This is a genomic window from Lysinibacillus odysseyi 34hs-1 = NBRC 100172 (assembly GCF_001591965.1).
GTDB lineage: Bacteria > Bacillota > Bacilli > Bacillales_A > Planococcaceae > Lysinibacillus_B > Lysinibacillus_B odysseyi.
Map to the genome: position 1 here is coordinate 97,466 of NZ_BCVX01000011.1, position 20,255 is coordinate 117,720.

General features: G+C 41.2%; 20 protein-coding genes. 12 read left to right on the plus strand and 8 right to left on the minus strand.

Annotated elements, in window-relative coordinates; translation table 11 throughout:
* Positions 1 to 31: 31 nt before the first annotated feature.
* The gene (gene trhO / locus BOD01S_RS17210) at positions 32 to 985 is read right to left on the minus strand and encodes an oxygen-dependent tRNA uridine(34) hydroxylase TrhO (protein ID WP_036151733.1); all 954 of its coding nucleotides are present in this window, start codon (positions 983 to 985) and stop codon (positions 32 to 34) included.
* A 239-nt stretch (positions 986 to 1,224) separates the two neighbouring features.
* On the opposite strand from trhO, the gene BOD01S_RS17215 reads away from it, so the two are divergent.
* The 5 genes from BOD01S_RS17215 to BOD01S_RS17235 all read left to right on the plus strand — a co-directional run bounded on the left by BOD01S_RS17215 (position 1,225) and on the right by BOD01S_RS17235 (position 6,667).
* Positions 1,225 to 1,455: a hypothetical protein gene (locus BOD01S_RS17215; RefSeq protein WP_036151735.1), complete on the plus strand. Its 231-nt coding sequence runs from the start codon at positions 1,225 to 1,227 to the stop codon at positions 1,453 to 1,455.
* Positions 1,456 to 1,518: 63 nt separating this feature from the next.
* Positions 1,519 to 1,704, plus strand: coding sequence for a hypothetical protein (locus BOD01S_RS17220; protein WP_036151738.1), 186 nt, complete (start codon positions 1,519 to 1,521; stop codon positions 1,702 to 1,704).
* A 295-nt stretch (positions 1,705 to 1,999) separates the two neighbouring features.
* Positions 2,000 to 3,895 carry a PrkA family serine protein kinase gene (locus BOD01S_RS17225; RefSeq protein ID WP_036151858.1) on the plus strand — a complete coding sequence of 632 codons (1,896 nt, stop codon included), beginning with the start codon at positions 2,000 to 2,002 and terminating at the stop codon, positions 3,893 to 3,895.
* Between the two features lie 163 nt (positions 3,896 to 4,058).
* Positions 4,059 to 5,222, plus strand: a complete 1,164-nt coding sequence (yhbH, locus tag BOD01S_RS17230) for a sporulation protein YhbH (protein WP_036151741.1) — start codon at positions 4,059 to 4,061, stop codon at positions 5,220 to 5,222.
* A gap of 38 nt (positions 5,223 to 5,260) precedes the next feature.
* Positions 5,261 to 6,667, plus strand: coding sequence for a SpoVR family protein (locus BOD01S_RS17235; RefSeq protein ID WP_036151744.1), 1,407 nt, complete (start codon positions 5,261 to 5,263; stop codon positions 6,665 to 6,667).
* 84 nt (positions 6,668 to 6,751) lie between these two features.
* On the opposite strand, the gene BOD01S_RS17240 is transcribed toward BOD01S_RS17235, so the two are convergent.
* Together BOD01S_RS17240 and BOD01S_RS17245 are read right to left on the minus strand one after the other, a co-directional pair.
* A complete protein-coding gene (locus BOD01S_RS17240; protein ID WP_036151746.1) occupies positions 6,752 to 8,440 on the minus strand; it encodes a methyl-accepting chemotaxis protein in 1,689 nt (562 codons plus the stop codon).
* A gap of 504 nt (positions 8,441 to 8,944) precedes the next feature.
* Positions 8,945 to 9,517 carry a cupin domain-containing protein gene (locus BOD01S_RS17245; protein ID WP_036151748.1) on the minus strand — a complete coding sequence of 191 codons (573 nt, stop codon included), beginning with the start codon at positions 9,515 to 9,517 and terminating at the stop codon, positions 8,945 to 8,947.
* Between the two features lie 388 nt (positions 9,518 to 9,905).
* Here BOD01S_RS17245 and BOD01S_RS17250 point away from each other — a divergent pair, with 388 nt between their 5' ends.
* The 4 genes from BOD01S_RS17250 (at position 9,906) to BOD01S_RS17265 (ending at position 14,114) form a co-directional block, all read left to right on the plus strand.
* Positions 9,906 to 11,222, plus strand: a complete 1,317-nt coding sequence (locus BOD01S_RS17250; RefSeq protein ID WP_052124722.1) for a diguanylate cyclase domain-containing protein — start codon at positions 9,906 to 9,908, stop codon at positions 11,220 to 11,222.
* A 189-nt stretch (positions 11,223 to 11,411) separates the two neighbouring features.
* Positions 11,412 to 12,863, plus strand: coding sequence for an aldehyde dehydrogenase family protein (locus BOD01S_RS17255; protein WP_036151750.1), 1,452 nt, complete (start codon positions 11,412 to 11,414; stop codon positions 12,861 to 12,863).
* A 111-nt stretch (positions 12,864 to 12,974) separates the two neighbouring features.
* Entirely contained in the window at positions 12,975 to 13,541 is a 567-nt protein-coding gene (thpR, locus tag BOD01S_RS17260) for an RNA 2',3'-cyclic phosphodiesterase (RefSeq protein ID WP_036151752.1), read from the plus strand.
* Between the two features lie 78 nt (positions 13,542 to 13,619).
* Positions 13,620 to 14,114 (plus strand): YehS family protein, encoded by a 495-nt coding sequence (locus tag BOD01S_RS17265; RefSeq protein WP_036151754.1) that lies wholly within the window; start codon positions 13,620 to 13,622, stop codon positions 14,112 to 14,114.
* Positions 14,115 to 14,181: 67 nt separating this feature from the next.
* On the opposite strand, the gene BOD01S_RS17270 is transcribed toward BOD01S_RS17265, so the two are convergent.
* From BOD01S_RS17270 to BOD01S_RS22695, 5 genes are all read right to left on the minus strand, one after another.
* Positions 14,182 to 14,388 carry a hypothetical protein gene (locus BOD01S_RS17270; protein WP_036151756.1) on the minus strand — a complete coding sequence of 69 codons (207 nt, stop codon included), beginning with the start codon at positions 14,386 to 14,388 and terminating at the stop codon, positions 14,182 to 14,184.
* Positions 14,389 to 14,455: 67 nt separating this feature from the next.
* Positions 14,456 to 16,120: a ribonuclease J gene (locus BOD01S_RS17275; protein ID WP_036151758.1), complete on the minus strand. Its 1,665-nt coding sequence runs from the start codon at positions 16,118 to 16,120 to the stop codon at positions 14,456 to 14,458.
* A gap of 257 nt (positions 16,121 to 16,377) precedes the next feature.
* Positions 16,378 to 16,947, minus strand: a complete 570-nt coding sequence (locus tag BOD01S_RS17280) for a manganese catalase family protein (protein ID WP_036151760.1) — start codon at positions 16,945 to 16,947, stop codon at positions 16,378 to 16,380.
* Between the two features lie 27 nt (positions 16,948 to 16,974).
* Positions 16,975 to 17,238 carry a spore coat protein CotJB gene (locus BOD01S_RS17285; protein ID WP_036151762.1) on the minus strand — a complete coding sequence of 88 codons (264 nt, stop codon included), beginning with the start codon at positions 17,236 to 17,238 and terminating at the stop codon, positions 16,975 to 16,977.
* Positions 17,231 to 17,455, minus strand: a complete 225-nt coding sequence (locus BOD01S_RS22695) for a spore coat associated protein CotJA (RefSeq protein ID WP_081977885.1) — start codon at positions 17,453 to 17,455, stop codon at positions 17,231 to 17,233. Before BOD01S_RS22695 ends, BOD01S_RS17285 begins: the two co-directional genes overlap by 8 nt.
* 345 nt (positions 17,456 to 17,800) lie before the next feature.
* Here BOD01S_RS22695 and BOD01S_RS17290 point away from each other — a divergent pair, with 345 nt between their 5' ends.
* Genes BOD01S_RS17290 through BOD01S_RS17300 form a run of 3 tightly spaced genes read left to right on the plus strand, consistent with a single transcriptional unit; the run spans position 17,801 to position 20,238 of the window.
* Positions 17,801 to 18,499: a polysaccharide deacetylase family protein gene (locus BOD01S_RS17290; protein ID WP_036151763.1), complete on the plus strand. Its 699-nt coding sequence runs from the start codon at positions 17,801 to 17,803 to the stop codon at positions 18,497 to 18,499.
* Entirely contained in the window at positions 18,492 to 19,088 is a 597-nt protein-coding gene (locus tag BOD01S_RS17295; protein ID WP_036151766.1) for a DedA family protein, read from the plus strand. The genes BOD01S_RS17290 and BOD01S_RS17295 overlap by 8 nt, the downstream gene beginning before the upstream one ends.
* A gap of 22 nt (positions 19,089 to 19,110) precedes the next feature.
* Positions 19,111 to 20,238 (plus strand): MGDG synthase family glycosyltransferase, encoded by a 1,128-nt coding sequence (locus BOD01S_RS17300; protein ID WP_036151768.1) that lies wholly within the window; start codon positions 19,111 to 19,113, stop codon positions 20,236 to 20,238.
* Positions 20,239 to 20,255: the final 17 nt, after the last annotated feature.

Here is a 20,255-nt window from a genome sequence, read left to right on the forward strand (position 1 = left end):
CCTGCATGCTGCTTTCCCGGACCGCAGGGATTTATGCCTGCAGTTCTGTTTCCAATTGAGCGATCGCTGCTTGTACATGCTCAGCAGAAAGGCCATGCTTTACAATATAGCGGTTTCGCTCGTGTTTTGTACACTCAATTGTACAGCCTCCTAAATGCTTCGCTTCATTCTCCTCTGATGCAAGAATTTGCTTGTTGCACTCAGGATTAGCACAATTAATGTAGCGTTCACAAGGTGTACCGTCAAAGTGGTCTTTTCCGACAATAACATGCTCGACTTGATTGATTGGTACAGTTAAACGTTCGTCAAATACATACATTTGACCATCCCAAAGTTGTCCTTTTGCAACAGGGTCTTTACCATATGTTGCAATGCCGCCATGCAGCTGGGCAACATCCTCAAAGCCTTCGCGTTTCAGCCAGCCGGAGAATTTTTCACATCGTATACCACCTGTGCAGTAAGTTAACACGCGTTTGCCTTCAAATAAATGACGGTTTTCACGCACCCATTGTGGTGTATCACGGAATGTTTCCACTTCCGGACGAATTGCCCCGCGGAAGTGACCAACATCATATTCATATGTGTTACGCACATCCAGCACGACTGTATCTTCACGCTGCATCTGCTCAAAAAAATCAGCAGGTGATAAATGTTCACCTGTAATTTCATGTGGGTTGATGTCATCCTCTAAGCTTAGGTTAACAAGCTCTGGACGCGGACGTACATGCATTTTTTTGAACGTATGTCCCTCTGTCTCATCAATTTTAAAGACAATACCGTCAAATAAAGGATTGTTCTTCATCATTTCCATATAGGTATTTGTCTGTTCTACGGTTCCCGACACAGTACCGTTAATCCCTTCGCCTGCTACAAGGATCCGTCCTTTTAGCCCAAGATCTTTACAGTGCTGTAAATGTTCCTGTGCAAATGCAGCTGGATCTTCAATCGTTGTGTAATGGTAATATAATAAAACTCGATAATTCATATTCATTCACCTATCATTCATATTTGCAAGATATACCTGATAGTCAAAAAGGTATACCTATATAATAAACGAAAAACAGCATTTTACCTATCAGTAATAAGACTGAATTTATATTGAAGTGGACAGTTTGAGGATAGCCTTTGAATAAGAATTGTGTGAATCAGCAGTAACTGACTGGGGATATTTCGCTAAATAGGGGAAGTTAATAAGCATACTAAGGAAATGAAAGGAAGAAGGATATGAAAGAATATAAAGTCACCTATTTTTTCGATGAGCAGCATTATGTCAGAAGATTCATCCATACAGCTTCCCAGGAAGAGGCAGAGGAGCTGATCAGGAACGAACGTGACCAATATATTTCCTTTACGGATAGTAGAGGCATTTATCATGAACTGAATACGAAAAACGTTAGAGTGGTTCAGATTTCCGAGTACCATCGTGTAGATAAAAACAAAAAAGATCGTAATTAATTGCCGATTGTCATAACAATCATTTTCTGTGGCACCCTAACAAAAAAATAAGGAGGCTGACGGATGAACCATAATAAAGAGGAATTTGGCCGGACCGATGTAGAGGAAGTAAAAAGAAAAAATGCAGAATCGGGATTATCCTATAAAGAAATACTGGAAGTTCTGGCTCAAACAGGCGGTCATGGGACAGCAACTTACAGCAATACAGATGTTGAACAAGTAAAGAGAAGCATTCATTCAAACGAATAAAACATATCTTCACGCTGAGATGGCCGGAAATATAAAATTTTCCGGCCATCTTTTTTAGGGGACAAGAAAGGTAGCCAATGAGCCAGCCATCTTAAAAGCCTATGCTCCTTTTGCAAGGGGAGAAATTTTAAATAACTGGTTAGATACCTTTCTTTTCACTTTAATCCTTCTCTTCTTATGAATAAATTATCCATTGTCCTCTAAACGTTATTTCAAGTTGTCGCAATGTTTAGGTATCATACTTTGTCTCACTTCATAATATGGTAGAAACATGCTCCTGAATGGAGGGATGGCTATCAGCATTTTAAACAAGGCTAGAAGTTACCGTGAAGAAGAAAATCGCTTGAAATGGGAAGGAACGTTTGGGGAGTATTTGGAGATTGTGAAGGAGCGCCCTGAAGTTGCACAGACAGCTCACTCACGGGTGTACAGTATGATCAGGAGTGCAGGGATAGAAGAAAGAGACAGTCAGAAAATGTACCACTTTTTCGGCAAGGAAATTTTTGGACTTGAAACAGCATTGGAACGATTAGTGGAGGAGTATTTCCATCCTGCTGCGAGAAGACTTGATGTCCGGAAACGTATATTGTTATTGATGGGCCCTGTTAGTGGAGGGAAATCAACAATTGTCACACTGCTGAAAAGAGGTTTAGAGCAATATTCACGTACAGATGAGGGTGCTATTTATGCCATTAAAGGCTGCCCGATGCATGAAGATCCGCTTCATCTCATTCCTCATCATTTACGGGAAGACTTTTATGAAGAGTATGGGATCCGGATAGAAGGCAGCTTATCCCCGCTGAACACAATGCGCTTAGAGCAGGAATATGACGGCCGTATTGAAAACGTCATGGTCGAGCGTATTTTCTTCTCAGAAGACAAACGTGTCGGCATTGGTACATTTACACCATCAGATCCTAAATCACAGGATATTGCGGATTTAACGGGAAGTATTGATTTTTCAACGATTGCTGAATATGGTTCTGAATCAGATCCACGTGCCTATCGTTTTGACGGGGAACTAAACAAAGCGAATCGGGGCATGATGGAGTTTCAGGAAATTTTAAAGTTAGATGAAAAATTCCTTTGGCATTTATTGTCTCTAACGCAGGAAGGAAATTTTAAAGCCGGGCGCTTTGCATTGATTAGTGCAGATGAGCTGATTGTTGCCCATACGAATGAAACAGAGTACCGCTCTTTCATTTCTAACAAAAAGAATGAGGCTCTTCATTCCCGGATAATTGTCATGCCTATTCCTTATAATTTAAAGGTGAGCCAGGAGGAGCGCATCTATAAAAAGATGATCAGGGATAGTGATATGGCAGACGTGCATATTGCACCACATGCTTTGAAAACAGCGGCAATTTTTTCAGTACTGACAAGGCTGGAAGTTCCGAAAAAGCAGGGCATTGATTTAGTAAAGAAGATGCGTCTATACGATGGCGAGAGTGTAGAGGGCTATAATGCAGTTGATGTGGAGGAGTTAAAAAAGGAGTACCCGACAGAAGGTATGCATGGCATAGATCCACGCTATGTCATTAATCGGATTTCATCTGCTATTATCCGAAAGGAAGTGCCGTCCATCAATGCCTTGGACGTCCTTCGTTCACTGAAGGATGGGCTCGATCAGCACGCGTCCATTTCACAGGAAGACCGGGAAAAATATATGAATTACATTGCGGTTGCTAGAAGAGAATATGATGAAATCGCGAAAAATGAAGTCCAAAAGGCCTTTGTGTACTCCTATGAAGAATCAGCGAAAACATTAATGAACAATTACCTCGACAATGTAGAGGCTTACTGCAATAAAAATAGGATACGTGACCCCCTCACAGGCGAGGAAATGAATCCTGATGAAAAACTGATGAGGTCTATCGAAGAACAGATTGGTGTTTCAGAAAATGCAAAAAAAGCATTCCGTGAGGAGATTTTAATCCGGCTTTCGGCATTTGCCCGAAAAGGGAAACGATTCGAATATGATTCCCATGAAAGATTGAGAGAGGCCATTCAAAAGAAGATGTTTGCGGATTTGAAGGATGTCGTTAAAATTACGACTTCCACAAAAACGCCAGATGAATCGCAATTGAAAAAGATTAATGAGGTAATTGCCACATTAATTGATGAGCATGGCTATAATTCTACATCGGCAAATGAATTATTGCAGTATGTAGGCAGTCTGCTAAATCGCTAAATGATGTACTGGAGTGTCCCAATGTTTTTTTGGGCGCTCTTTTTTCTTACTTAAATTTGTCGCAAAAATCTGAAAAGTGTTCATAGAATATAAAAAGCGCCCCTCTGGCACAGGGCCTTTTTGGTTGGAAAGCTGGACAATAAAAGGATGGAGGAAGATAAAAATGAGTGAAAATCAATATAACCGTTTCGTCGTCTCTAAAGAAGATTGGTCACTCCATCGCAAAGGCCACCAGGATCAGCAGCGCCATATGGAAAAGGTAAGAGAAGCAATTAAAAACAATCTACCGGATTTGATAAGTGAGGAAAGCATTATTATGTCCAATGGGCGGGAAGTATTGAAGATTCCAATCCGGTCATTGGATGAATATAAAATTCGCTACAATCATGATAAGACAAAGCACGTCGGCCAAGGAAAAGGTGATAGTAAAGTTGGAGATGTACTGGGCCGAGATGGAGGCCAGCAAAAGCAGGGGGCGGGACGTGGCAAGGAGGCAGGAGAAGCCCCGGGGGAAGACTATTATGAAGCGGAAGTAAGCTTGGAGGAAGTAGAAAATATGCTGTTTAGCGAACTGGAGCTACCGAACCTGCAGCAAAAAGAAACAGCCGATATCCCTACTGAAAAAATCGAGTTTAACGATATCCGAAAAAAAGGGCTAATGGGCAATATCGATAAGAAACGGACCATTCTTTCAGCCATCAGGCGTAATGCGCTGAGCGGAAAAGCACAGATTGCCCCCATTCAAAATGACGATCTACGTTTTAAAACATGGGATGAGGAGGTAAAACCGGAGTCCAGAGCTGTAGTGCTGGCGATGATGGATACGAGCGGCTCGATGGGACAATTTGAAAAATATTGTGCAAGGAGCTTTTTCTTCTGGATGACTAGGTTCTTGCGCTCCAAGTATGAAACCGTGGAGATTGCTTTTATCGCCCATCATACGGAAGCAAAAGTCGTGACGGAGGAGGAATTTTTTACGAAAGGGGAAAGCGGGGGGACGATGTGCTCCTCAGCCTATGTAAAAGCTCTTGAGCTGATTAAAGAAAAATATAGTCCTAAAAAATATAATATTTATCCGGTTCACTTCTCGGATGGAGAGAATTTATCTTCAGACAATGAGAAATGTCTGCAATATGTTGAGGAGCTGATGAAAATATCAAGTATGTTCGGTTATGGAGAAGTCAATCCTCATGGCCGCTATTCTACAATGATGTCTAATTACCGTAAAATTGATAATCCGCATTTTCGTCATTACGTTTTAAAAAAGAAAAGCGATGTATACCCAGCGTTAAAGGCTTTTTTCAAAAATGAGGACCCTTCTATGTAGGGACAGGGAACCTCAATGATCGAGGGGGGATATAGTTGATGGAAAAGGAACTGCACCGGGCTATCGATGAAATTACTGAAATTGCGAAAGGCTTTGGGCTTGATTTTTATCCAATGCATTACGAAATTTGTCCTGCGGATATTATTTATACAATTGGGGCGTACGGGATGCCTACGCGTTATACGCATTGGAGCTTCGGCAAACAATTTCACCGGATGAAGCTGCAATATGACTTAGGCTTAAGCCAAATATACGAGCTTGTCATTAATTCCAACCCGTGTTATGCATTTTTGCTCGATACGAATACACTTATCCAAAATAAGCTGATTATCGCCCATGTCCTTGCACACTGTGATTTCTTTAAAAATAATATCCGGTTCTCTAATACAAGACGAGATATGGTAGAAAGCATGACTGCTACAGCAGAAAGGATTGCCCACTATGAACTGCTGTATGGAAAGGATGAGGTGGAACAGTTTATTGATGCTGTCCTCTCTATCCAGGAGCATATTGACCCATCTATTTTAAGACCAAAGCAGCTAATAGAAAATTATGACCTGGAAGCAGAAGAGGAGGAAATTTACACCTCAAAAACTGTATATGATGATCTTTGGAGCCTGGATGATAAGGAAAAGAAGGAGGAGCTGCCAAGAAGGAAAAAAAAGAAGTTCCCCCCAAAGCCAGAGAAGGATTTGCTGTTATTCATCGAACAATTCAGCAGGGAACTAGAAGACTGGCAGCGGGATATTTTAACAATGATGCGCGAGGAAATGCTATATTTTTGGCCGCAGCTTGAAACAAAAATTATGAACGAAGGATGGGCGTCCTTTTGGCACCAGCGCATTTTGCGTGAGTTAGATTTAACAGCAGCAGAAACGATTGAATTTGCAAAGCTGAACGCAGGGGTCGTCCAGCCATCGAAGACAACAATTAATCCTTATTATTTAGGGTTGAAGATTTTTGAGGATATTGAAAAGCGATATGATCAACCAACCGCAGAGATGCAAAGAGCGGGGATAAAACCTAACTCGGGGCGTGAAAAAATATTTGAAGTACGGGAGATAGAATCGGATATTTCATTTATCCGCAACTATTTAAAAAAAGAGCTGGCAGAGCAGGAGGACCTTTATTTATTCGAGAAGAAAGGCAATGAATACAAGATAACGAACAAGGATTACGAACACATCCGTGACCAGCTTGTCTCCATGCGGGTCAATGGGGGATTCCCTTATATTGTGGTGGAAAATGGGGATTTCGCTAAAAACGGCGAACTGTATTTAAAGCATGGATATGAGGGAACAGAACTTGATCCGAAATATTTGGAGTATGTCCTGCCTTATATTTATCAGCTTTGGGGACGCCCTGTTCATCTGGAAACATGCATAGAAGATAAACCAATGCTTTATTCGTACGATGGGAAGAAAAGTTACCGAAGTATTAAATAAATAACAATGTTGCGCCAGGAACCTTGTCGGTACCCGGCGCATAGCTTTGTTGTTGAGCTATTATTTTGAACTTATGGATTTTTCCTAGGGAAGCTTAAATTGCTTTGTTATTTTATCCAGCTCTTGTGCATTTTGACTGAGCTCGGTTGAAACAGTATGGACATTTTGTATTGTAGCGGATTGCTTTTCCGTTGTGGAGGAAATCACCTGCAAATTAACGGAAGTCTGCTCAGTTGCTCTTGCCACTTCATTAATGGAAGCAGAGACTTCTTCAGCGCTTGCTGAAATTTGCTGGGATGTTGCTGATACCTCCTCGACTTGTGTTGTCAATGAAGTCACATTGGCCGTGATTTCCTCGAAGGCAGTTCCTGCTTTTTGAATAACTTCCACACCTTCTGATACCGATACGAGTCCAGAGGAAACAGCCTGTTCGACATTTTCCATATCGTGATGGATATTGCCGATCAATGACACAATCTGTTCTGCCGATAATTTGGACTGTTCAGCAAGCTTTCTTACCTCATCTGCAACAACCGCAAAGCCCTTCCCATGTTCTCCGGCACGTGCAGCTTCGATAGCTGCATTAAGAGCCAATAAATTTGTTTGCTCTGTAATCGCTGTAATGACCTTTGTGATTTCACCAATTTCATCCGTCTGCTCACTAAGCTTCCGGGTTAAATGTGAAATCGTTCTTGTAGATTCATTAATCGTGTTCATTTGCTGCTGGGCTGTCACGATTGTCTCTATGCCAAAATCAGCGGTCTCATTCATATCTAAAGCATTTTGATGCAGCAGCTGAGTAGCCTCCGCGATTCGCTGAATACCGCTCGCAGTCTCATCCATCGCCTGGGCAATCTCTTTTGTAGATTGTGACATGCTGCCGGCCGCTTGTGATGTTTCGGCAATGTTTTCGGCAGCTTCCCCTGTAGAAGCAGTAATGGAGGCGGTAGCACTGAAAAGGGTGTTTGCCGACTCACTGACGTGTGCTGAATTTTTCTGAAGATCAAAAATAATTTTCTGGAAACTATGTTTCATTTTATTGAACTCAATTACGAGGCTTCCAATTTCATCATTGTTTTTATAGGTATAATCCGGTCTTGATAAATCCCCGCCTGCAATGATAGATGCCTGTTCTACTACTTGTGACAGCGGCTTTGTCACAGAACGTCTGACAAAAATAAGATACGCTGTCACGATAATGACGATGAAAATAAAGGAAATACCTGAAACGATAGTAGAAAGAAGAGTAGCGTCATTTACTTCATCTGATAGATGTGCAATGTCCTTTTGCAGATAGTCGGCCATTTCACCTGTCAGGCTGCTCATTGTCTCCTTCATTTCCATGTATTCATTCTTCAGCTGCCTTTGTGCGATCTCTCCTTTAGAAGCTGCAGCAGATCGGGTAATCCCGCTGACATAGCCCTGAATAGTTTCATTATAGTCGGACAATTTACTGACATATTCCTGCATATCGTTAGAGAGGGCCATGAGAGAAAGCTCCTCGATGTTTGCTGTTAGTTGATTGCTATAACTAGATAGTGATTCTAAATTATCCTTTGATGGCTCTGTTACATATATCGATGCATACATTCCTTGATTGGCAAGGACAGCCTCGATCGATTGTGTTATTTGCATTTGAACTATCTGTGAATCAATCGCTTTTTCTACTTTACGGTCTAAAGAGAAAAATTGGAAAGCAGCAAAGCCTAACGATAACAAAGCAAGAAACTCGACAGTCATAAATCCGATATTGATTTTTTTCCGTACTGACATAGTATCCTCCTGAAATATTATTGCTGAAAATTATATTTGTATCTAATTATATCTTTTTTCTTTATTTGGAAAATACCTTTCATCTGGTCTAATCTTCCTGTTTCTTCAAGTAAATAAACGGCTGAAAGCGGTATTTATAAAATAAAGGTAGTTTTAGCCTATATAATAGTGAAATAACTTAATAGCAGGAATTCCTTCCATACCTATATGAACACCTTGATGAGAATGAAAGAAATTTAATATACAGCAATTTTTCCTGTCTGATTTTCTTTTGCCAAGCTGGTTATGTACGAACTTACTAAAGAAGAGACAGAAAAAAATGGAATACATAGTATAAGAGAATGTTGTGATTGAGGAATCTTTCGATGAGGAACTATCGAAGAGTTCGCTGATTTGGCCAAAAGTATGAAGCCAGAACAGGGATAAGGAGAATGCGGGCATAAAGAAGAGGGAGATTTACTTGAAATGAAAGGGGGGCTTGGGTTGCCCCTTTCATCTTGTTTTCTAATGATCCTTCTCTTCTCTCATCGCATCCATTTTTGTTGGGTGGACAGTGCCGAATGGATGTTGGGGAGGGGCATAGATTGAATAAAGCCTTAATGGGATATTCCCCGTATTTGTGACGTTATGCCATGTGCCGGCGGGTACTAGGATCGCATCATTGTCATGCACGTTTCTAACAAAGTCTAGATGCTCTCTTGTGCTACCCATTTGAACAATTCCTTGCCCCTGCTCAATGCGAAGGAACTGGTCAACAGCTGGATGTATTTCCAGTCCAATGTCTTCTCCGGGCTTAATACTCATCAGTGTCACCTGTAGATGCTTTCCTGTCCATAAAGCCGTTCGATACGTATTATTCTGTCTGGAAGCTTGCTGAATATTTATGACAAATGGCTGTCCTCCATAATCTTTCAGCCTTAATGGTTCTATGCTCATCGTTTGCTGCGGATAATTCCACTGACTAGCAGTATACCAAATATTTCCGTAGTCTGTCTGTCCTCCATAATCATACATAGGTGTATAGGCAGATGAAGGATATTGGTATTGAGGGCCATACATCCAAGGGTGATAATACATTACTTTCCCATCCCTTCTCGAATATCTAAATTCATCTTATGCGGGACGAGAGCGGAACGTACTTATCATATGATCCAGCATGGATAAGCCGATATTCCTCAAAAAATGAGAGGGGGAAGGAAAGCACAGCACAGTAAACTAATCTAAAATGACCATGGACATTCAACTGCCTGTTTTCTACCTATTTATATAGCGTGCTGTGGCACTCCTGGTTTTAATGGAATTTAAAGAATGGTTCTTCAAGAAATGAATGAAGGATAAGAGATTTAAAAAAATTGCTAAAAATTGTATAGTTAAGAGGTTAGTATAAAAAATTGTTTAGCAATAGCTCATGCTGTGATTAATGGGGATGGGGGGAATTGCTGCTCTTTATAAAGGTGGGTTAAACATGATGAATATGCGATCTTATGGCAAATTAGGAAAAAGATTAATCTATTCGAGTATATTTTCTGCTGTGATCCTTATTCTATTTATTATCGTTGCTACCATATGGATCCGGCAATCCTTGAATGAAAATATTCAAGGGCAACGGGTATTGGACAGTATTGATGAGGCTTATAATTTTCTGTATGAATCACTGATCGACCAGGAAACGGGCCAAAGAGGGTATAATCTGACGGGGGAGGAAGCCTTTTTGGAGCCATATTATAAAGGGGAGGAAATATTTAAGGAAAGCGCCGAGACCCTTCTTCAAAAAACAGCAAACCTTTCACCATTGGATACGGAAATAAAAAAAGTGATCGATATAGGAACCTATTGGCAGGAGCATTATGGCGGTATATTGGTGGATCTTACCCGTAATGGGGTGCAGCCGGACAAGGGTCTAATGGAGGAAGCTAAGCAGGCGCTTGACGAATTCCGCCAAGTATCGACTGACTTTTCTATACATATTGAGCAGCAAAGAAGCGTTGTGAGGGAAAAAATGAAGACGCGGATCAAATTTATCCTTGCCTCTTTGGTGCTGACAAGCTCGTTTATTATTTGTATTAATCTACTTTTTAATATAAGGGTGCTGAAATCGATCATCAGGCCGATTATCCAGCTGGATGATTGTGTAACCTATTATGCCAAGCATGAATTTACGAGGCCGATCCCTGTCTATAAAGGGAATGATGAATTAGCAGCATTAATTTCCAACATCGATAGGATGAGAGCAGAGCTGGCCGTCAGTATTGACCTGCTTGAAACGAAGGCCCATCATGATGAACTGACAGGGCTTTTCAACAGACGGTATTTTAATAGTACGTTAGAAAAGGAATGGACCCTGGCTAAACGGGCTTCCACAAGCGTGTCTCTTATACTGTTTGATATAGATCACTATAAAAATTTTAATGATACTTATGGACATTTGGCTGGGGATGACTGTCTGAAGGTTATTTCCAAGATGCTGGACTCCTATAATGTCGATCGTTTAAGCATAGCAGCAAGGTATGGAGGGGAAGAGTTTGCCATACTTCTTGTCAGCCAGGAGGAACAAGAAGTACAGCACTTAGCCGAGGAGGTAAGAAAAGCCGTGATGGATTTGAAAATACCCCACCATTCCTCTGCAACCAATCAATTTGTCACAGTGAGTGTAGGAGCAGCCACTATCAGGCCAGCTGGAGATCAGGTATCCGAGGAGCTGATTGAATCGGCTGACCGGGCGCTATACCATTCAAAACAAGCCGGCCGCAATTGTGTAACCTATTACCGGGAATCATTATAAAATTCTGCTGTATAATAGTATTCCAGCAGCAATATATCACCATTCTTATCGTAAAGGAGGTGTTCCAGGGAGACTTCTCGGCCACCTCTTTTTTGTTTTATCGAAAATGAAAGTAATAACATAAACTTGGCTATTCTTGCTAACACTATACATTGATGAAGAACATCCATGATAAGAGGAGGAAAAGCTATGGATACATCCTACACGAAGCAGTATATTAATGGGGAATGGAAAGTAGGCTCTAGTGAGAAAACGATTAAAAATATCAATCCCTATACTGGGGAAGAGATTTTCACAATTCGATCAGCTGATAAATCTGATTTGGATAAGGCATATGAGGCTGCCTATATGACCCAGCCGGAGTGGGCGAATAAAACAGTAGCTGAAAAGCAGGGGCTGTTTCAAAAACTAGTGGATGTCATGCTGGAGGAAAAAGAAACGATAATCGAGTGGCTCATTAAAGAATCAGGAAGCACCCATATAAAAGCAATGATTGAATTCGATGCAGCACTTGGGATTGTCAAGGAATCGATGTCTTTTCCAACACGTATGAAGGGCTATATTTTTCCTTCTATCTTTCCAAATAAGGAAAACCGGATTTATCGTATACCAAAAGGGGTAGTTGCTGTTATCGGACCATGGAATTTCCCTTTTCATTTAACGATGCGCTCCGTAGCCCCGGCACTAGCGACCGGTAATACTGTTGTCGTCAAGCCTGCTTCGGATACCCCGGTAACTTCTGGGTTGATCTTTGGGTCACTGTTTGAAAAGGCAGGCTTTCCAAAAGGGCTCGTCAATGTGCTGGTAGGAAAGGGTTCCGAAATCGGAGATGAATTTGTCCTTCATCCGATTCCTAAAATTATTTCCTTTACAGGATCTACAGAAGTAGGAAGAAGGATCGGAGAAAGGGCCGGCAAGTACTTGAAGGATGTAGCGCTGGAATTAGGCGGTAATAATGTAATGATTGTCTTAAAGGATGCAAATATCGAAAAGGCTGCCAAAGCAGCGGCTTTTGGGAAATTTCTTCACCAAGGCCAGATTTGTATGGCATTGAACCGTATCGTTGTTGCTAAGGAAATATATGAAGAGTTTATTGAACACTTTATTAAAATAGTGAGCAAATTACCGTACGGAGATCCTGCTGATAAGTCCACATTTGTAGGCCCGGTCATCAATAAAGAGCAGGCGGATCGCCTTGAGGAAGTTGTGAAAACAAGTATTGAACAAGGGGCGGAATTAATTTATGGAGGCAAAGTAGAAGGATGCCTCATGCAGCCAACTGTATTAAGAAATGTTTCGAACGATATGGATATTGCCCAAAAGGAAATTTTCGGTCCTATAGCTACGATCTTAAAGTTTGAGGATGAAGAGGAAGCAATCGAAATCGCGAATGGTTCACCATATGGATTAAGCGGCTCTATTTTTACAGAAGACCGTCATCATGGCGTAGAACTGGCAATGAAAATTGAAACAGGCATGATTCATATAAATGACCAATCAGTGAACGATGAGGCGCATATTCCGTTCGGCGGTGAAAAAGATTCCGGTGTTGGACGCTTTAATGGGGAATGGGCTATTGAAAAGTTTACAACCGTAAAATGGATTGGCGTGCAAAGCGGCTACCGCGAATTTCCTTTATAATAGGGTTTAGAAAAGTTCGACTTGAGGGATTCCTTCTTCAAGTTGAACTTTTTATATGATAATCAGCAATATACAAAGATCATTATTCAAATAAAAGAAATGAGGTACATGATGGCTACTACAACACATTATTTTTTCGCTGTTCGACTGCCTGATTCGGTAAAACAAATCATCCACGATCAGATGATGAAGACTACTTCAACTTTTCGATTTAAACGTTGGGTACATAGGGAAGATTATCATATTACGCTCGCTTTCCTAGGTTCAGTTGGGGAAGAACAGCTATCATCTGTGATTCAGTTAGTGGGAGAGTCTTTAAAGGGAGGAGCAGGCTTTCAGTTGCAGATAAAAAGCCTTGATATATTTGGAAATAAACAATCTCCAAGAATTTTCTGGGCCGGTGTAAGCAAAGAGAGACGATTATACGACCTTCAGAAGACGGTGTATCGGCAATGTATAGAGGCAGGTTTTACGTTAGAGAGCCGCCCGTACCATCCGCATATTACATTAGCCAGGAAATGGGCGGCAGAAGACGAATTTACATCTGTACTGTTAGAGCGATATAATCCTTTTCTGGAAAACCCTTTATCTTTTCAGGTAAATGAAGTTGTACTATATAAAACAAACCTAGATCAGGAGCCCAAGTATGAACCGGTTGCAAGCTTTCCGCTGAAATGACAGAGGGGGCAGGTCTATCTAAAAAGGGAAACCCTCTGTTATAATAGAGCCGAATGGGAAAGTGCAGGAGGAACAATAATGACAAATAATGATATTTTAATCCGCTTACGGTATGCACTGGATATAAAAAATGTGGATATGGTGGAAATGTTTAAGCTTGGCGGCATGCATTTTACAAAAGAAGATGTAATGAACATGCTGATCAAAGTAAAAGAGGACGAGGAAACACCGGAAAACTTTTTAAAGGTGAACAATAAAACATTGGAAGCCTTTTTGAACGGGTTCATTACGTTCAAACGCGGACCGCAAAAGGATAAGGAAGGCAATATTAAAGAAGTGATCCCGGCTTCAGGCAAGGAGAGCTCAAATAATATGCTGCTGAAGAAGGTAAAGATTGCTCTGCAGCTGACGAGCGAGGATGTGCTTGACTTGCTTTATGAAGGAGGCGTCACTGTATCTAAAGGTGAATTGGGGGCGATTCTCCGCAGTCCAGACCATAAAAACTACAAAGAATGCGGAGATCGGTTTGCCCGGAGCTTTTTAAAGGGACTGACAATGAAGTACCGCGGATAGGAAATAAAAAGAAGAAGGTACGGAAATGAGTGTGATATCATTTCCGTACCTTTTTTAAAGAGGCCGATTATTTATTTTTATTTGACTGCTGATTTTTATCGTGGTTCGTTTTATTATTTTTATTTTTTAACTTTGAGTCGAATTCCTCAGCGAACTCCGCTGTATTGTCCTCTGGATTACGATCGTGGCTCGTCGTATTGCGATGCAGATGTTTATACGTTTCAAAAGGGTTATGCGTCCGTTCGTTCATTGTTTTTCTGTTGTTTTTGCTCATGGATTATCACCTCCTAGAGCTAATGTGCGCAGGAAGGAGGCTTTTATAAGTAGTTGAACAGGCCTTTCTAAAATTCAATAATAATAGGTAATAACAGCGGTTTTCTCTTCGTATGCGTGGAGATATATTGACCGACTGCCTTTTTTAAAGCCTGTTTCATAGCAAATATATTAGGCTCCTTGAAGTTCTCGATTGTCTCTTTTACAACATCTGCAAGTGTGGTCATTAGTTCCTCTGCATCCTTGGCATAGACAAAGCCGCGGGAAATGATTTCTGGAGCAGAAATCAGGGAGGCATCAGTTTTACTGACAGTGACGACGATAACAAGCATACCGTCTTCAGAGAGCTGTTTTCTGTCACGCAGCACAACTTGTCCGACTTCCCCGATTCCGTAACCATCCACATACGTATCGCCGGCTGAAACTTGTCTTGTTTGACGTGCTGTACCATCTTGAATATCGACTACATCACCATTTCTCAAAATGAAAGTATTGTCCTTTTCTACCCCAATTGTTTCAGCTAATTGACGGTGGATATGGAGCATCCGGTATTCCCCGTGGATAGGGATGAAAAATTTTGGCTTCATTAATGTAAGCATAAGCTTTAAATCTTCCTGATAGCCATGGCCGGATACATGCATCCCTGTAATACTCGCAGAACCGTAAATGACATGGGCGCCAAGGCGGAACAAATTGTCTACAACACGCGACACATCTTTTTCATTGCCGGGTATTGGGGAGGCAGCTAGAATGACGGTATCGCCCGGGTGTACTTTCACATCCCGATTGCTGTTGGTAGAAAGACGGGAGAGTGCTGCAAGCGGCTCACCTTGACTACCCGTACATAAAATCGCAATTCTTTCAGAAGGGATTTCATGCACATCACGTGCATTCACAAGCATCCAGTCAGGCATTTGTAAATAGCCGCGCTCCCTGGCAACCTGAACGACATTGACCATACTTCGGCCTAATAAGGCAAGTTTTCGGTTTGTCCTTATACATGCATCGACAACCTGCTGAACCCGATTAACATTAGACGCAAAGGTAGATATAAAAATCTTTTGCTTTGCCCTTAGAAAAGCTTCTTCAAGGTGGGCGCCTACCAGCATTTCAGATGGTGTCATACCAGGACGTTCTGCATTAGTACTTTCGGAAATGAGGGCAAGTACACCTTCGTCTCCCATCTTGGCCATCTTATGAATGTCTGATGACTGGTCATTTACTGGTGTTAAATCAAATTTGAAATCCCCGGTATGAACGACCTTTCCTTCAGGAGTATCGAAAACAATTCCTAAACAATCAGGGATACTGTGGCTGACCCTAAAGAAGCTGACGCTCATTTCCCCTAACGTAATTTCAGAATCAGCGGTAATAATATGAAGTTCGGATTCCCGAAGAATCTTATGCTCCTTGAGCTTTGTTTCAATAAGTCCCAGTGTAAAACTTGTCGCATAAACAGGGATATTCAGTTTTTTTAGGAAGTAGGGAATCCCCCCGATATGATCCTCATGGCCATGTGTAACAATTAATGCTTTGACTTTCTCCTGATGCTCAAGCAAATAGCTCATATCTGGAATGATCAGGTCGACACCAAGTATGTTATGCTCAGAAAATTTTGCACCGCAGTCAACAACGACCATGTCCTCCCCGTACTGAATGACATACATGTTTTTGCCAATTTCATTGATTCCACCTAAAGCAAGAAATGATAGTGAATTTTGTGCGCTGCTCAAATGTATCCTCCTTTATTTCAAACATTATTTCCTATCTTGGTGTTAGTATTTCTTCACATGTTTACTCTATACAAAAACGTTGAAAGTTCCCTGACTATATATGCAGAGGTAGAAAAAGGAATAGCTGGCGGACTGTTTTGAGAGATGCTTTTTGTAACGGGGATGGCAGTATTTTGGTGATGCTTTTTAGCGGATGTTTAGCAAATAAAAACAAGGCTGCCCGAAGTATTTGCTTTTCGGAAAGCCTATGGAGAATGTTAAAAAACCTTTTTTGTGTCTCTGTCTTCTTTTAAAATTTCTACTGCTTCCCTAAAACGAAGAGAATGGACGACTTCCCGCTCACGTAAAAATTTCAAACTATCATTCAAGTCTGGATCATCGGACATATCAATAATCCATTGATAAGTGGCACGCGCTTTTTCCTCAGCAGCGATGTCTTCATATAGATCGGCAATAGGATCGCCCTTTGCTTGGATATATGCTGCTGTAAAAGGTACACCAGCAGCATTATTATAAAAGAGGGCACGATCATGATTAACATAATGATCCCCGAGGCCTGCCTTTTTTAGTTCTTCCGGTTTAGCATCTTTCGTCAATTTATAAATCATCGTAGCGATCATTTCTAAATGGGAAAATTCTTCTGTCGCAATATCTGTAAGCAGTCCTACTACCTTGTCAGGTATCGTATAGCGTTGATTCATATACCGGAGGGCGGCAGCCAGTTCCCCATCAGCACCGCCATATTGCTCGATTAGAAATTTTGCCAGCATAGGATTGCATTCGCTTACTCTTACAGGGTATTGAAGCTTTTTCTCATAATACCACACTGCTACTTTCCCCCTTGTTCCTCATCGTTATACTTGCCACGGCCAAGGTGTCTCATTCCAGCTCCATGGATAGCCGGAGAAGCTTCGGCCAAAATTCATGAGCGGGCCAAATTGCTGTTCGAAGCTATGCTTAAGTTCCATACTTTTTAAGGTCATTTCATTAAATTGCTTAATCGCTTCCAAATCCTGAGGATGGGTATCGAGATATAAGTTTAACTCCACAATGACAAAATCAATTGCCTGAATCTCCTCAAGCAGACTATAAAATTCAGGAGGTAAATTCTTATTCACTACTGCTTCCTCCTTTTGGGTCAGGATAAGGGCTATAGAGCTGAGGCCAAAGTGTGCCGTGTTTTAGGGCAAGTCTAGGGGATTGAAATTGAGCAAGGCCGGGTGGCTGGAATCCGATGTATAGCTGGGGCGGTGTATTGTAGCTTTTCACTCTAATTGGTTTGCATGGGTCAAGAGGGCTGATGTAAGGGTACCAATATTTGTATTGGGTAAACAAAAAATCCTCCCTTCATTTTGTTCATTAGATGAAGTATATGAAAGGGGAGATCCGTTTACTACAAATTTTACCCTCTCACCCTTTAAAAGAAGCAGTTTATTAACGGTTAATTATAAAAAAGAAAGGGGGATTTATGGAAGGGATTACGTTATTATACATAGGGGATTTCCTTTTTTTCTTTTCATTTTCAGTAGAGCACAGTAAAATAGTCAGGATATAGGCAGGGGGAATGCTAAAGTGAAAGGTAAAGGGGAAAAGGAAATAACAAGAAAGATGCAATGAGATGGGTTTGCTTTTTAGTCTGAAAACACACTGATTGTACAGTAATAGTAATGGAGGAAGTAAATGAAGAGATGGACTAGAAATTTACTGATTGGTACAGGGGTCTACGGGGTATATTCCATTTTTGCAACGGCCGTTATACGTAATCAGTCCTTTGTAGAAAAACGTTTTTCAGGGAAAGGAATTGCCCTGACGTTTGATGATGGTCCCCATCCGGTTTATACACCGCAACTTCTTGATTTATTAAAACGTTATGACATTAGGGCTACATTTTTCGTCGTTGGAAGCAAAGTCGAAAAGTACCCATATATTATAAAACGAATACATGAAGAAGGGCATGCTATCGGTATCCATCATTATGAGCATAAATCTAATTGGGTGCTTACACCGCGCCAGTTACAGAAACAGCTGGAAAAGACAGCCGCAGCTATTTCGCATTGCACAGGCAAAAGACCTATTCTGTATCGCCCGCCTTGGGGGCATTTTAATGCAACAACTCCTTTTATTGCGAGAAACTACCGGATGGTTTTATGGTCGCATATTTTTGGAGACTGGAAGGTTGAACGTGCGAAGATGCTTTATAATGATTTACACAATGCTGCAGAGGACGGCGCAGTATTTTTATTGCACGATTGTGGAAAAACGCTGGGGGCAGATGAGGAGGCACCAAAATACATGCTTGAATGTCTAGCTCGTTTTTTAGCGGATTGCGAGAAAATAAATGTCCCATTTGTACAGCTCGAAGGTTTGTACAATGGATGAGTTATTAAGACAAGTTGAATTGCACGGCTATACTGTTATTTTTCTTTCCTTATTTTTTGGGATTGTCGGTATACCAGCACCAGAAGAATCGTTGTTGTTTCTTGTCGGTATGCTCATCTGCTATGGTCAGCTGCAGCTTTTATTAACCATCTTAAGTTCTATGATAGGTGTCTTTAGCGGAATGGTAGTCGCCTATGTGCTTGGACGTAAAGTGGGGGAGCCGATCCTTTCGAGGTTTGGAAAGTATATAGGGCTGAATGAGGAAAATTGGGCACGTGTGAGCAGGGGATACAGCAAGAATGCTTTCCGCACGATTGTATTCGGGTTGTACGTACCCGGGTTGCGTCAGCTGAGCCCTTATTTTGCTGGCATGGTTAAGGTGCCATTTTTAAAATACTGCTTCTATGCTGCGTGTGGAACGATATTATGGACGATTCCCTTTATACTTGGCGGGTACTATTTAGGAACTGCCTTTCATATTAATCCAAAGTATACACCGTATATTGGTATAGTATCCTTTGTACTCTTTATTGTTTATGTCTTATGGAAAAAGGGGAAAGCGGGTAGAAATAAACGACGGGCTAATTAGCGGAAAAAGAGAGGTGGCTATAATGAGAAAAGCGCTATTTTTACCGTTCTTAACAATGCAAACAGGCCATCATCAGGTAGCGGATGCTTTAATGGCGCTTGTTGACCAACACATTGAAAATGTAGAGGTAAAGAAAATTGATTTATTACATTACGCAAATCCAACGATTGAAAAAATCGTTTCACAAAGCTATTTAAAATGGATCAGCTATGCGCCGGGCATTTTTAACCATGTCTATACAAGAATATACGATCAACCGGTAGAGGCTCAGCCGAACTTTAAAGTGTATGAACTTTTACTGAAATATTTGCAGGAGCTATTAAAGGAAGAAGAGCCAGATGTCATTTTCTGTACACATAGTGTACCATCCTATTTATTGAACGTATTGAAAAAGAAAAAAGAATGCGACATACCGGTCGTAAATGTATATACAGATTTTTTCGTCAGTAAATTGTGGGGGAAGGAATTAATAGATTACCATTTCCTCCCTATGGAAGAAATGAAGGAGACATTACGCCGCTATCATATAGATGAGTCACGCATGCTTGTAACAGGAATTCCTCTTCATGAAGAACTGATGAGAACAACTTCCATGTTTCACACCGGTCAAAATGTACTTATTGCCGGTGGTAACTGTGGTATTATCGATAATCATTTTCTATCCGGTCAATTGAAGAAGGAAAAGAAATTCCACTTTTATGTATTATGCGGGAATAATGGAAAGCTTTATCACAAAATTCTCCATTGGCGTCTGCCCAATGTCACGCCGCTTCGCTATATTTCATCCCGGTCGGAAATGAATGCTCTGTATGAGCGGATGGATGCGATTGTCACAAAGCCTGGAGGAGTGACGGTAAGTGAAGCGCTTCGGAAAAAACTGCCGATCTTTGTACACTCTGTTTTACCTGGGCAGGAGGAACGGAATTTTACTTATTTACTGAATCGGGGTCTTGCTTTCTCTTTGAAACAGCAGGGCTCACTGCAGGAACAGCTTGAACAAATTCTGCTGAATGAGCAGGCAATGCAGCATTATAAGCAGGCAGTCAATTTGTATCATGAAGAGCTGGCCATTAAAACGACAGATGATTTTATTAAGGTAATGCAAGGAATTCTCTACGGAAAAGTTACGCAGGTTTTTACTGCGGTGTAGACTTTGTAAAAATCCCC